The 12,712-nt window shown below is 73.7% G+C and carries 14 protein-coding genes; all 14 read left to right on the top strand.

The window, feature by feature from the left end; translation table 11 throughout:
• The first annotated feature begins 27 nt into the window (after positions 1–27).
• The 14 genes from HDG68_RS04530 (at position 28) to pyrF (ending at position 12,630) form a co-directional block, all read left to right on the top strand.
• Complete coding sequence (locus tag HDG68_RS04530; protein WP_172149706.1) at positions 28–381, top strand: DUF1801 domain-containing protein; 354 nt, start codon at positions 28–30, stop codon at positions 379–381.
• Between the two features lies 1 nt (position 382).
• Positions 383–820, top strand: coding sequence for a TIGR03668 family PPOX class F420-dependent oxidoreductase (locus HDG68_RS04525; RefSeq protein ID WP_172149704.1), 438 nt, complete (start codon positions 383–385; stop codon positions 818–820).
• A gap of 9 nt (positions 821–829) precedes the next feature.
• Positions 830–1,282 (top strand): type II 3-dehydroquinate dehydratase, encoded by a 453-nt coding sequence (locus HDG68_RS04520; protein WP_172149702.1) that lies wholly within the window; start codon positions 830–832, stop codon positions 1,280–1,282.
• 60 nt (positions 1,283–1,342) lie between these two features.
• Positions 1,343–2,038 (top strand): hypothetical protein, encoded by a 696-nt coding sequence (locus HDG68_RS04515; RefSeq protein WP_172149700.1) that lies wholly within the window; start codon positions 1,343–1,345, stop codon positions 2,036–2,038.
• Between the two features lie 5 nt (positions 2,039–2,043).
• Positions 2,044–2,418 (top strand): hypothetical protein, encoded by a 375-nt coding sequence (locus tag HDG68_RS04510; protein WP_172149698.1) that lies wholly within the window; start codon positions 2,044–2,046, stop codon positions 2,416–2,418.
• A gap of 102 nt (positions 2,419–2,520) precedes the next feature.
• Entirely contained in the window at positions 2,521–3,084 is a 564-nt protein-coding gene (gene efp, locus HDG68_RS04505) for an elongation factor P (protein WP_172149696.1), read from the top strand.
• Position 3,085: 1 nt separating this feature from the next.
• Complete coding sequence (nusB, locus tag HDG68_RS04500; RefSeq protein WP_172149694.1) at positions 3,086–3,502, top strand: transcription antitermination factor NusB; 417 nt, start codon at positions 3,086–3,088, stop codon at positions 3,500–3,502.
• 152 nt (positions 3,503–3,654) lie between these two features.
• Entirely contained in the window at positions 3,655–4,260 is a 606-nt protein-coding gene (gene pyrR / locus HDG68_RS04495; RefSeq protein WP_246253561.1) for a bifunctional pyr operon transcriptional regulator/uracil phosphoribosyltransferase PyrR, read from the top strand.
• Positions 4,257–5,258 carry an aspartate carbamoyltransferase catalytic subunit gene (locus tag HDG68_RS04490; RefSeq protein WP_172149692.1) on the top strand — a complete coding sequence of 334 codons (1,002 nt, stop codon included), beginning with the start codon at positions 4,257–4,259 and terminating at the stop codon, positions 5,256–5,258. Before pyrR ends, HDG68_RS04490 begins: the two co-directional genes overlap by 4 nt.
• Positions 5,255–6,580: a dihydroorotase gene (locus HDG68_RS04485; protein WP_172149690.1), complete on the top strand. Its 1,326-nt coding sequence runs from the start codon at positions 5,255–5,257 to the stop codon at positions 6,578–6,580. Before HDG68_RS04490 ends, HDG68_RS04485 begins: the two co-directional genes overlap by 4 nt.
• The gene (locus tag HDG68_RS16935; RefSeq protein WP_172149688.1) at positions 6,577–7,140 is read left to right on the top strand and encodes a PH-like domain-containing protein; all 564 of its coding nucleotides are present in this window, start codon (positions 6,577–6,579) and stop codon (positions 7,138–7,140) included. The genes HDG68_RS04485 and HDG68_RS16935 overlap by 4 nt, the downstream gene beginning before the upstream one ends.
• Entirely contained in the window at positions 7,137–8,405 is a 1,269-nt protein-coding gene (gene carA / locus HDG68_RS04475; RefSeq protein ID WP_343037430.1) for a glutamine-hydrolyzing carbamoyl-phosphate synthase small subunit, read from the top strand. The genes HDG68_RS16935 and carA overlap by 4 nt, the downstream gene beginning before the upstream one ends.
• Complete coding sequence (gene carB, locus HDG68_RS04470) at positions 8,405–11,773, top strand: carbamoyl-phosphate synthase large subunit (protein ID WP_172149686.1); 3,369 nt, start codon at positions 8,405–8,407, stop codon at positions 11,771–11,773. The genes carA and carB overlap by 1 nt, the downstream gene beginning before the upstream one ends.
• A complete protein-coding gene (gene pyrF / locus HDG68_RS04465; protein WP_172149684.1) occupies positions 11,770–12,630 on the top strand; it encodes an orotidine-5'-phosphate decarboxylase in 861 nt (286 codons plus the stop codon). The genes carB and pyrF overlap by 4 nt, the downstream gene beginning before the upstream one ends.
• Positions 12,631–12,712 lie beyond the last annotated feature (82 nt).

Raw genomic sequence — 12,712 nt, 5'->3', positions numbered from 1 at the left:
CGCCCGCGCGGCAGGCATGATGCCTCTGTGGGTGAGGTGAGCGACTACGTCGCGTCGTTGCAGGAGCCAGCACGCAGCGCGGTCGGGCGCGTGGTCGACCGCGCCCGCGCCGTCGTGCCCGACGCCGAGGAGGGCGCCAGCTACGGGATGCCGGCCCTGCGCTACCGCGGCAGCCCGCTGATCAGCGTGGTCCGCACCGCGAAGCACGTCGGCGTCTACCCGTTCAGCCCGGCGGTGGTCACGGCCGTGTCCGCCGACCTCGCGGGTTTCCGGGTGACCAAGGGTTCGATCGGCTTCCGCCACGACCACCCCCTGCCCGACGACGTGATCGACCGTCTCGTGGTGCTGCGGCGCGACGAGATCGACGCAGCGGCACGCTGACGTGCCGCGGCTCGACCCGGACGAGTGCCGCCGCCGCTTCGCCGCCGCACGGCACGCCTACCTGGCCACGGCCGACCTCGCCGCCGTGCCGCACCTGGTGCCGATCACCTTCGCGGTGCTCGACACCGCCGACGGCGACGCCGTGGTCTGGGCCGTCGACCACAAGCCCAAGGCGACCCACGCCCTGCGCCGGCTGCGCAACGTGACCGCCAACCCGCGCGTCGCGCTGCTCGCCGACGCCTACGACGACGACTGGGACCGCCTGTGGTGGGTGCGGGCGGACGGCACGGCCACGATCGACGACGGCGGCACGCAGCGCTGCGAGGCCCTCGAGGCGCTGGCCGCCCGCTACGGGCCCTACCGGGACCGTCCACCGGCGGGACCGGTGGTGCGTGTCCGGGTGAGCCGGTGGAGCGGTTGGGCGGCCCGGTCCGTCTAGGCTCGGGGCATGGCTGACACGCGCGTCCTCGTCCTGAACGGTCCCAACCTCGGACGGCTCGGCGTCCGCGAGCCCGAGATCTACGGCCACGCCTCGATGGCCGATCTGGAGGTGCAGGCGGGTGCGTGGGGGAGCGGGCTCGGGATGAGCGTGGAGGTCCGCCAGACCGACGACGAGTCGGAGCTGGTGGGTTGGCTGCACGAGGCGGTGGACACCCGGGCGCACGTGGTCCTCAACCCGGCAGCCTTCACCCACTACAGCTACGCCCTGCGGGACGCGGCGGCGCAGGTGACGACGTCGGGCCTGCTGCTGGTCGAGGTGCACCTGTCCAACCCGGCGGCGCGGGAGTCCTTCCGCCACTACTCGGTCGTGGCCGGGATCGCCACGGGCACGGTCGCCGGGTTCGGGTTCGACTCGTACCGGCTGGCGCTGCAGGCGTTGGCGGGCAAGCTCAAGGGCTAGATCTCGGGTGATCAAGCCTTCAGCCTAGATTGTGTTTGATCAGCCCTCTATACTTGATTCATGATCGTCCTGACGGTGGACCAGCGAGCGAGCACCACCCGCGGCGACCTCGTGCCCGTGGTGCTCGACGTCCTGCACGCCTGCACCCACGGCCCGGACGGGCCCGTGGACGGCCTCGTGCTCCCGTTCGAGCGCACGGTGGGGGACGAGGTGCAGGGGGTGCTGGCGGCGGACCAGGACGGGGCCGAGCTCGCCGTCGAGCTCGTCGAAGAGCTGGTGCGCGACGGCGGCTGGTCCGTCGGCGTGGGGGTGGGTGCGGTCGACGAGCCGCTGCCCGACGCCTCCCGGGCCGCCTCGGGTCCGGCGTTCGTCCGAGCCCGCGCCGCGGTCGAGCAGGCCAAGCGCAAGGGTCTGTCCGTCCCCCTGGCGCTCAGCGGCGCCGAGGGCGAGCCCGCCGCGACGGTCGCCGCCGACGCCGAGGCGCTGCTGCGGCTGTGCGGCGCGGTCACGGCGCGTCGGTCCGTCGCGGGGTGGGAGGCCGTCGATACGCTCGGCGAGCACCCGACGTCGGACGGCCCGCAGCGGGCCGCCGCCGAGGCGCTCGGCATCAGCGAGCAGGCGGTCAGCCAGCGGCTGCGCACGGCGCTGTGGCACGAGACCGAGGCGGTGCGCCCGCTGGTGGTCCGCCTGGTGGCCGCCGCCGACACCGCGGCGACCGCCGCGGACGTCGGGGCGGACGTCGACGACGAAGGGTGACGAGAGTGTCCGAACCGTGGGTGGTCGTGCTGGTCGCCGTCGGAGCGCTGGCCGTGAGCGTGGCCGCCGGCTCGTGGCTGGTCCCGCTGGTGCTGCGGCACGCCGAGTCCACCGAGGTCTCGGCGCGGGCCGAGGCGCTGGCCGTGCTCGGCAACGGCACCTGGATCGGTCTGCTCGAACGCTTCGCGATCACCGGCACCATCCTCGTGGGCTACCCCGAGGGGGTCGCGGTCGTCGTCGCCGTCAAGGCGCTGGGTCGGTTGCCCGAGCTGCGGGAGCACCCCGTGGCCGGCGAGCGGTTCGTCGTCGGCAGCCTGGCCTCGCTGGTCTGGTCGGCCGGGGTGGGCCTCGCGGGCCGGGCGCTGCTGGGCGGCCTGTAGAATGACCCGGGCCGTTCTGCGGCCCCGACCCGAGCGGCGCTCGTCGCCACGGGTCGTCAGGACCTCCCCATCCCCGAGACTCGCCGAGGACGATCAATCACCGTGGCTACCTCCAATGACATCAAGAACGGCACCGTGCTGCGCATCGACGGGCAGCTGTGGTCGATCCTCGAGTTCCAGCACGTCAAGCCGGGCAAGGGTGGCGCGTTCGTCCGGACCAAGATGAAGAACGTGCTCTCGGGCAAGGTCGTCGACAAGACGTTCAACGCCGGCGCCAAGGTCGAGACGGCGAACGTCGACCGCCGTGACTACCAGTACCTGTACATGGACGGCGAGGACTTCGTCTTCATGGACACCGACACCTACGACCAGATCCCGGTCTCCACGGCCGTCGTCGGCGACGCCAAGGACTACATGCTCGAGGGCATGAGCGTCATGGTCGCGATGAACGAGGGCGTGCCGCTCTACGTCGAGCTGCCGTCGTCCGTCGTCCTCGAGATCACCTACGCCGAGCCCGGCCTGCAGGGCGACCGGTCCACCGGCGGCACCAAGCCCGCCACGCTGGAGACCGGTGCCCAGATCCAGGTCCCGCTGTTCCTCGAGCAGGGCACCAAGGTCAAGGTGGACACCCGCGACGGCTCCTACCTGGGCCGTGTGAACGACTGACGTGGGCGCACGCACCAAGGCGCGCAAGCGCGCCGCGGACATCCTCTTCGAGTCCGAGCAGCGCACGGTCGACCCGCTCGTCCTGCTGCAGGACAGGGTGATCGAGCCGCACACCGAGGCGTCCGTGCCGCAGTACGCCGTCGACCTGGTCGAGGGCGTGGTGGCGCACCGCGAGCGCATCGACGAGCTGCTCGAGACGTACTCGCGCGACTGGACCCTGGCCCGCATGCCCGCCGTCGACCGGGCGCTGCTGCGCATCGGCGTCTTCGAGATCCTCTACTGCGCCGACGTGCCGGACGCGGTCGCCGTCGACGAGGCGGTCGACCTCGCACGCCGGCTGTCCACCGACGAGTCCCCGGGGTTCGTCAACGGGCTGCTCGGCCGCGTGCTGGAGATCAAGCCGACGCTGCTCGACTGAGCCGCGCGCCCGCCGGCGACGCGTCGAGCCGGTTGTGACGCAGCCGACGTCCGAGGAGCGGACGTCGGCTGCGTGCGTTCCCGCCCGCCCGGGTACGCTGAGGCCGACAGACACCCTTTAAACCCGTCCCGTGAGGCGGAGAAGGAGTCCCGTTGAGCACTGGACCTGCCCTGCCCGCAGACGGTGGCACCACCGTGCTGGGCGCCGGCGACGTCGCCCGCGCCCTGACCCGCATCGCCCACGAGATCGTCGAACGGTCCAAGGGGGCCGACGACGTCGTCCTGCTGGGCATCCAGACCCGGGGTGTGCCGCTCGCCCGCCGGCTCGCCGAGCGTCTGGCCCAGATCGAGCCCGGCTTCGACCCCGAGGCGGCCACCGGCGAGCTCGACGTCACGATGTACCGCGACGACCTGCACCGGCACCCCACCCGCGCCGTGGGCGTCACCCGCCTGCCCGACGCCGGGATCACCGGACGCACCGTGGTGCTCGTCGACGACGTGCTGTTCTCCGGACGCACGATCCGCGCCGCGCTGGACGCCCTGGGCGACCTCGGCCGCCCCCGCGCCGTCCGGCTCGCCTGCCTCGTCGACCGCGGTCACCGCGAGCTGCCGATCCGTCCGGACTTCGTGGGCAAGAACCTGCCCACCGCGCAGGCGGAGCGCGTGCGGGTGCTGCTGACCGAGGTCGACGGCGGTCCGGACGCCGTCGTGATCGCGGGCCGGGACGCGCCCGACGACGCCGCGGGGGGTGCGCGATGAGGCACCTGCTGTCCACGGCGGACCTGAGCAAGGACGAGGCGGTGCTCCTGCTGGACACCGCCGCCCAGATGGCCGCCACGCAGTCGCGCGAGATCAAGAAGCTGCCCACGCTGCGCGGCCGGACCGTGGTCAACCTGTTCTTCGAGGACTCCACGCGCACACGCATCTCGTTCGAGACGGCGGCCAAGCGCCTGTCCGCGGACGTCATCAACTTCTCCGCGAAGGGCTCCAGCGTCTCCAAGGGCGAGTCCCTCAAGGACACCGCGCTGACCCTGCACGCCATGGGGGCCGACGCCGTCGTCGTGCGGCACTGGGCGTCCGGAGCCGCCTACCAGCTGGCCAACGCGGGCTGGCTGGACGCCGCCGTGCTCAACGCCGGCGACGGCACCCACCAGCACCCCACCCAGGCCCTGCTGGACGCCTACACGATCCGTCGCCACCTGGCCGCGCGGTCCGACCGGCTGCCCGACGGCGCGGTCGACGGCGTCGGTGCCGACCTGGCCGGGCTGAAGGTCGCGATCGTCGGCGACGTGCTGCACTCCCGGGTGGCACGCGCGAACGTCGCGCTGCTGCACACCCTCGGCGCGCAGGTGACGCTCGTCGCGCCGCCCACGCTCGTCCCGGTCGGGGTGGGGGTGTGGCCGTGCGAGGTCTCCTACGACCTGGACGCCACGCTCGACGGGTGGCGGCCGGACGCGGTGATGATGCTGCGCGTCCAGCGCGAGCGCATGTCCGGCGGCGCGGGGGCGTTCTTCCCCAGCACGCTGGAGTACACCCGCTACTACGGGCTGGACGCCCGGCGTCTCGCCCTGCTGGACGACCACGCCATCGTCCTGCACCCGGGACCCATGAACCGCGGGCTGGAGATCTCCGCCGAGGCCGCCGACTCCGAGCGCGCCGTCATCGTCGAGCAGGTCGCCAACGGCGTGGCCGTGCGGATGGCCGCCCTCTACCTGCTGATGGCCGGGGAGGACTCGGCAGAAGGGAACGACCTGTGAGCACCGAGACCTACGTCCTGCGCGCCGCGCGACCGCTGGGGGGCGACCCCGTCGACGTCGTGCTGCGTGGCGGCGTCGTCGCCGAGATCACCGCCCCGGGGGTCGCCGACGCCGCCGACGCCACCGTCGTGGAGGCCGCCGACCACGTCCTGCTGCCCGGGTTGGTCGACCTGCACACCCACCTGCGCGAGCCGGGACGCGAGGACGCCGAGACCGTCGCGTCCGGGACGCGCGCCGCCGCGGCCGGCGGCTTCACCGCGGTGCACGCCATGGCCAACACCTCGCCCGTGGCGGACACCGCCGGCGTCGTCGAGCAGGTGTACCGGCTCGGCGAGCAGGCCGGGTGGGTCGACGTGCACCCGGTCGGCGCCGTCACGGTGGGACTGGCCGGGGAACGGCTCGCCGAGCTGGGCGCGATGGCCGACTCGGCCGCCCGGGTGCGGGTGTTCTCCGACGACGGCAAGTGCGTGTCCGACCCCGTGCTGATGCGCCGCGCCCTGGAGTACGTCAAGGCGTTCGACGGCGTCGTAGCCCAGCACGCCCAGGAGCCGCGCCTGACCGAGGGCGCGCAGATGAACGAGGGCGTCGTCTCGGCCGAGGTCGGGCTGACCGGCTGGCCCGCCGTCGCCGAGGAGGCGATCATCGCCCGCGACGTGCTCCTCGCCGAGCACGTGGGCTCGCGGCTGCACGTCTGCCACCTGTCCACGGCCGGGTCCGTCGAGATCGTGCGCTGGGCGAAGTCGCGCGGCATCGACGTCACCGCCGAGGTCACCCCGCACCACCTGGTCCTGACCGACGAGCTGGCCCGCACCTACGACCCGGCCTTCAAGGTCAACCCGCCGCTGCGGACCGCGGCCGACGTCGAGGCCGTGCGCGAGGGACTCGCCGACGGCACGATCGACATCGTCGCCACCGACCACGCGCCCCACACCCGCGAGGACAAGGACTGCGAGTGGGGTGCGGCCGCGTTCGGCATGACGGGCCTGGAGACCGCGCTGAGCGTCGTGCAGCAGACCATGGTCGACACCGGCCGGCTCAGCTGGTCCGACGTCGCGCGCGTGCTGTCCTCGGCCCCGGCCCGCATCGGGCGCGTCGACGCCGGTCCGCACGCCCAGGGCCGTCCCGTCGCGGTGGGGGAGCCCGCCAACCTGACCCTGGTCGACCCGGCCGCCGTGCGGTCCGTCGACGGCACCCGGCAGGTCACGGCCAGCGGCAACACCCCGTTCGCCGGCGTCGAGCTGCCGGGCCGCGTCGTGGCGACGTTCCTGCGCGGGCGCGCCACCGTGCTGGACGGCGCCCCCGTCGGGGAGGTGGTCCGGTGAACCTGCCGCTGCCCGTGGCCGTCGGCATCTGGATCGTCGTCGGGGTCGCCCTGCTGCTGCTCGTGCTGTGGGGCCGGCGCCGGCTGGCCACCCGCTCGCGCGACGTCGTGCCGGTGCCGCCCGCCGTGCCCGTCGAGGACGGCGCCCTGGGCGAGAGCCTCCTGGGGCCGCTCGAGGCCACCTACGTCTCGACCACGGCGTCGGGCGACTGGCTCGCCCGCATCGGTGCCCACAGCCTGGGCGACCGCGCCCGCGCCGAGGTCACCGTCTACCGCGGGGGAGTCGTCGTCGACCGCGACGGCACCGCCGCGGTCCTCGTGCCCGCCACCTGCCTGCGCGGCGTCGGCACGGCCCCGGGGATGGCCGGCAAGTTCGTCGGTCGCGACGGCCTGGTCGTGCTGACCTGGGAGATCCCCACCGACGGCGCCGTCGACGCGGTGACGGTCGACACCGGCCTGCGCCTGCGCCACCAGGCCGACAACGCCCGCCTCCTGACGGCCGCGGGCGCCCTGATCACCCCCTCGTCCCCCTCCACGCCGAGCGCGAAGGACCCGCAGTGAGCACACCCACCAGCACCGAACCGGCGATCCTCGTCCTCGAGGACGGCACCGTCGCCCGCGGCACCGCCTACGGCGCCCGCGGCGCCACCCTCGGCGAGATCGTCTTCTCCACCGGCATGACCGGCTACCAGGAGACCCTGACCGACCCGTCCTACCACCGCCAGATCGTGGTCATGACGGCCCCGCACGTGGGCAACACCGGCGTCAACACCGACGACCCGGAGTCCGGGCGCATCTGGGTCGCCGGCTACGTCCTGCGCGACCCGGCGCGCCGCTCGTCCAACTGGCGTGCCACCGGCGACCTGGGCGACGAGCTCGCCGCGCACGACGTCGTCGGCATCGCCGGGGTCGACACGCGCTTCCTCACGCGCCACCTGCGCGAGCTCGGCGTGATGCGCGCGGGCATCTTCTCGGGCGAGGCGCTCGCCCCCGACGGCGTCGAGCGCAGCGTCGAGGACCTGGTGGCCGAGGTCAAGGGCGCCCCGCCGATGGCCGGCGCCGACCTGGCCCGCGAGGTCTCCACGACCGAGGCCTACACCGTCGAGCCGGCCGGCGAGCACGCGGGTGCCGAGCCCGTCGCCACGGTCGTCGCCGTCGACCTGGGCATCAAGGCCATGACCCCGGCCCGCCTGGCCGAGCGCGGCGTGCGCGTGCACGTGGTGCCCCAGTCCGCCACCTTCGAGGAGATCGCCGCGCTGCTGCCCGCCGAGGGCCCCGCCGGGGTGTTCTTCTCCAACGGTCCCGGCGACCCGTCGGCGGCCACCGCGGAGGTCGACCTCCTGCGCCGCGTGCTGGACGCCCGCATCCCGTTCTTCGGGATCTGCTTCGGCAACCAGCTCCTGGGCCGCGCCCTCGGCTACGGCACCTACAAGCTCGGCTACGGCCACCGCGGCATCAACCAGCCCGTCATGGACCGCACGACGAGCAAGGTCGAGGTCACCGCGCACAACCACGGGTTCGCCGTCGACGCCCCCGTCGACGCCGTCAGCACGGCGCCCCACGACGACGCCCGCGACGACGACGTGCGATACGGCCGCGTCATCGTGTCCCACCTGGGCCTCAACGACCGCGTCGTCGAGGGCCTCACCGCCCTCGACCTGCCGGCGTTCTCGGTGCAGTACCACCCCGAGGCGGCCGCCGGCCCGCACGACAGCGCCTACCTGTTCGACCGCTTCGTCGAGCTCATGACCACCCGCCAGCCCGTGACCGTCCCCGACAGCGCCCTCGCCGCGCTCGGCGGCACCACCGGCGAGAAGGAGAACTGATGCCCCGCCGTTCCGACCTCTCCTCCGTCCTGGTCATCGGGTCCGGCCCGATCGTCATCGGCCAGGCCTGCGAGTTCGACTACTCGGGCACCCAGGCGTGCCGGGTGCTCAAGGAGGAGGGCCTGCGCGTGGTGCTGGTCAACTCCAACCCGGCCACCATCATGACCGACCCGGAGTTCGCCGACGCCACCTACGTCGAGCCCATCACCCGCGAGGTGCTGACCTCGATCATCGCCAAGGAGCGGCCCGACGCGCTGCTGCCCACCCTGGGCGGACAGACGGCGCTGAACGCCGCCATCGAGCTGCACGAGGCCGGCGTCCTGGACGAGTACGGCGTCGAGCTCATCGGCGCCAACATCCCCGCCATCCGCAAGGGTGAGGACCGCGAGCAGTTCAAGGAGGTCGTCGACGTCTGCGGCGGCGAGTCCGCCCGCTCGCGCATCATCCACTCGATCGACGGCGCCCTCGAGGCGGCCGACGACCTGGGCTACCCGATGGTGGTCCGCCCCTCGTTCACCATGGGCGGTCTGGGTTCCGGGCTCGCCTACGACGAGACGGACCTGCGGCGCATCGTCGGCCAGGGCCTGCACTACTCGCCGGTCACGGAGGTGCTCCTGGAGGAGTCCATCCTGGGCTGGAAGGAGTACGAGCTCGAGCTCATGCGCGACAAGGACGACAACGTCGTGGTCGTGTGCTCCATCGAGAACGTCGACCCGGTCGGCGTGCACACCGGTGACTCGGTGACCGTGGCGCCGGCGATGACGCTGACCGACCGCGAGTACCAGACGCTGCGCGACATCGGCATCGCCGTCATCCGGGAGGTCGGCGTCGACACCGGCGGCTGCAACATCCAGTTCGCCGTCGAGCCGGACACCGGCCGCGTGGTCGTCATCGAGATGAACCCGCGCGTGTCCCGGTCCTCGGCGCTGGCCTCGAAGGCCACGGGCTTCCCGATCGCGAAGATCGCCGCCAAGCTCGCCGTGGGCTACACCCTGGACGAGATCCCCAACGACATCACCCAGGTGACGCCCGCCAGCTTCGAGCCGACGCTCGACTACGTCGTGGTCAAGGTCCCGCGGTTCGCGTTCGAGAAGTTCCCCGCCGCCGACGACACGCTCACGACCACGATGAAGTCCGTCGGCGAGGCGATGGCCCTGGGCCGCAACTTCACCGAGGCGCTCGGCAAGGCCCTGCGCAGCATCGACAAGGGCGGCGTCGACTTCCACTGGGCCGGCGAGGCCCCGGCGGGCGAGGAGCTGACCGCCCTGCTCGAGTCGCTGCGGCGGCCCACCGAGCAGCGGCTCGTGGGCGTGCAGCAGGCGCTGCGCTCCGTCGTCGCCGGTCACGGGACCCTCGAGCAGGTCTTCGACGCCACGAAGATCGACCCCTGGTTCCTGGACCAGATCCTGCTGATGAACGAGGTCGCCGCCGAGGTGGAGGCGTCCGAGACGCTCACCGCCGAGGTGCTGCGCCGCGCCAAGCGGCACGGGCTGTCCGACGCCCAGGTGGCCGCGCTGCGCGGCATGGGACCCGGCGGGGAGTCGGCGGTGCGCGAGGCACGGCACGCGCTCGGTGTGCGCCCGGTCTACAAGACGGTCGACACCTGCGCCGCGGAGTTCGCCGCCCGCACCCCGTACCACTACTCGTCCTACGACACGGAGACCGAGGTGGCCCCCCGCGAGCGCGAGGCGGTCATCATCCTGGGCTCGGGGCCGAACCGCATCGGGCAGGGCATCGAGTTCGACTACTCGTGCGTGCACGCGGCCCTGACGCTCAAGGACCGGTACGAGACGGTCATGGTCAACTGCAACCCGGAGACGGTCTCGACCGACTACGACACGTCCGACCGGCTCTACTTCGAGCCGCTGACGTTCGAGGACGTGCTCGAGGTCTACCAGGCCGAGCTCGCGGCCGGGCCGGTCAAGGGCATCATCGTCCAGCTCGGCGGCCAGACGCCGCTGTCGCTGGCGCAGCGTCTCGCCGACGCCGGGCTGCCGATCCTGGGCACGCCGCCGGAGGCGATCGACGCCGCCGAGGACCGCGGCCTGTTCGGCCAGGTGCTCGCCGACTCCGGGCTGCCGGCGCCCGCCTTCGGCACCGCCCGGTCGCTGGGGGAGGCGCGCGACATCGCCGAGCGCATCGGCTACCCGGTGCTCGTGCGGCCCTCGTACGTCCTCGGCGGGCGCGGCATGGAGATCGTCTACTCCGCCGACCAGCTCACCGGGTACGTCGAGCGCGCCCTGGAGGCGGCCGCGGCCCACGCGGTGACGTCGCGGGCGCCCGGGGTGCTGCCGGCGCCGCTGCTGATCGACCGGTTCCTGGACGACGCGATGGAGATCGACGTCGACGCCCTCTTCGACGGCGACGAGCTGTTCCTGGGCGGGGTCATGGAGCACATCGAGGAGGCCGGGATCCACTCCGGCGACTCGGCGTGCGTGCTGCCGCCGGTCTCGCTGAGCCAGGCCGAGATCGAGCGGATCCGCCGCTCCACCGAGGCCATCGCGCGCGGCGTGGGGGTGCGCGGCCTGCTGAACGTGCAGTACGCGCTCGTCTCGGACGTGCTGTACGTGCTGGAGGCCAACCCGCGCGCCTCGCGCACGGTGCCGTTCGTGTCCAAGGCGACCGGCGCCTCGCTGGCCAAGGCAGCGGCGCGCGTGATGGTGGGCGAGTCGATCGCCGACCTGCGCGGCACGGGGATCCTGCCCGCCGAGGGCGACGGCGGCACGCTCGACCTGGGTGCGCCCCTGGCCGTCAAGGAGGCCGTGCTGCCGTTCAAGCGGTTCCGCACCGCCGAGGGCCATGTCGTGGACACCGTGCTGGGTCCGGAGATGCGGTCCACCGGTGAGGTCATGGGCTTCGACAAGGACTTCCCGCACGCGTTCGCCAAGTCCCAGGCCGCGGCGTTCGGCGGGCTGCCGACGTCGGGCACGGTGTTCGTCTCGGTCGCGGACCGCGACAAGCGCTCGATCGTGTTCCCGGTCAAGCGCCTGGCGGACATCGGGTTCGAGATCCTGGCGACGTCGGGCACGGCGCAGGTCCTGGCCCGCAACGGCATCGCGGCCACGACGGTGCGCAAGTACTCCGACGGCGCGGGCGCGGCCGGCGAGCCGACCGTCGTCGACCTCATCAGCGCCGGCGAGGTGGACCTCGTGGTCAACTCCCCGTCGGGTCAGGGGGCGCGCGCCGACGGCTACGAGATCCGGGCGGCGACGACCGCGGCGGACAAGCCGATGGTGACCACCGTGGACCAGCTCGCGGCGGCCGTGCAGGCGATCGAGGCTGTCCGCGGCGGGCCGTTCGCCGTCGGCAGCCTGCAGGAGCACACGGCGGCGACCGTGGCCCGGCGCGAGGCGCAGGTGGGCGTGTGAGCGCCCCGGCGCCGTTCGGGGCGCGGCTGGCCGCGGCGATGGACGCCGTGGGCCCGCTGTGCGTCGGGATCGACCCCCACGCCGCCCTGCTGGCGGCGTGGGGCCTGCCGGACGACGTCGGGGGCCTGCGGGAGTTCTCCCTGCGGGTCGTCGACGCGCTGGGCGGCGCCGTGGCCGCGCTCAAGCCGCAGGCCGCGTTCTTCGAGCGGCACGGCTCGCGCGGGCTCGCCGTCCTGGAGGAGGTCCTCGCGGCCTCGCGCGCGGCCGGGACGCTGACGATCGTGGACGCCAAGCGCGGCGACATCGGGTCGACGATGGCCGGCTACGGCGACGCGTTCCTCGCGGACGGCTCCCCGCTGGCGGGCGACGCCGTGACGGTGTCGCCGTACCTGGGGTTCGGTTCGCTCGCGCCGGCCCTGGAGCGGGCGAGCGCCTCGGGGCGCGGCGTGTTCGTGCTGTGCCTGACGTCGAACCCGGAGGGTCGCCAGGTGCAGCACGCGGCGGGCGCCGACGGCGTGAGCGTGGCGGCCTCGGTCGCCGCGCAGGCCGCGGCGCTCAACGAGGGTGCCTCACCGATGGGCTCGGTGGGTCTCGTGGTGGGCGCGACGGTGGGGGACGCGGTGCGGGACACCGGCACCGACCTGGACGCGGTCAACGGCCCGCTGCTGGCTCCCGGCGTGGGGGCCCAGGGCGCCGGACCCGCGGAGCTGGCGCAGGTCTTCGGCGCGGCCCGCGGCTCGGTGCTGGCCTCGAGCTCGCGCGGCGTGCTCGGCGCGGGCCCGGACGCCGCCGACCTGCGGCGGGCCGCCGCGGCCGCCGCCGGGGAGGCCCGTGCGGCCCTGCGCCCCGGGGCCTGACGAGGTCGCGTCGCTCACACCGTGCGCCCGGTTCGCCGCCCTTGACCTCCTTTGTCGGGGCGGCGCCGGGTGACGCGGGCCC

It is taken from the genome of Isoptericola chiayiensis (assembly GCF_013149805.1).
In the GTDB taxonomy this organism is placed as follows: Bacteria; Actinomycetota; Actinomycetes; order Actinomycetales; family Cellulomonadaceae; genus Isoptericola; species Isoptericola chiayiensis.
This window is presented reverse-complemented; position numbering and strand designations above follow the sequence as displayed.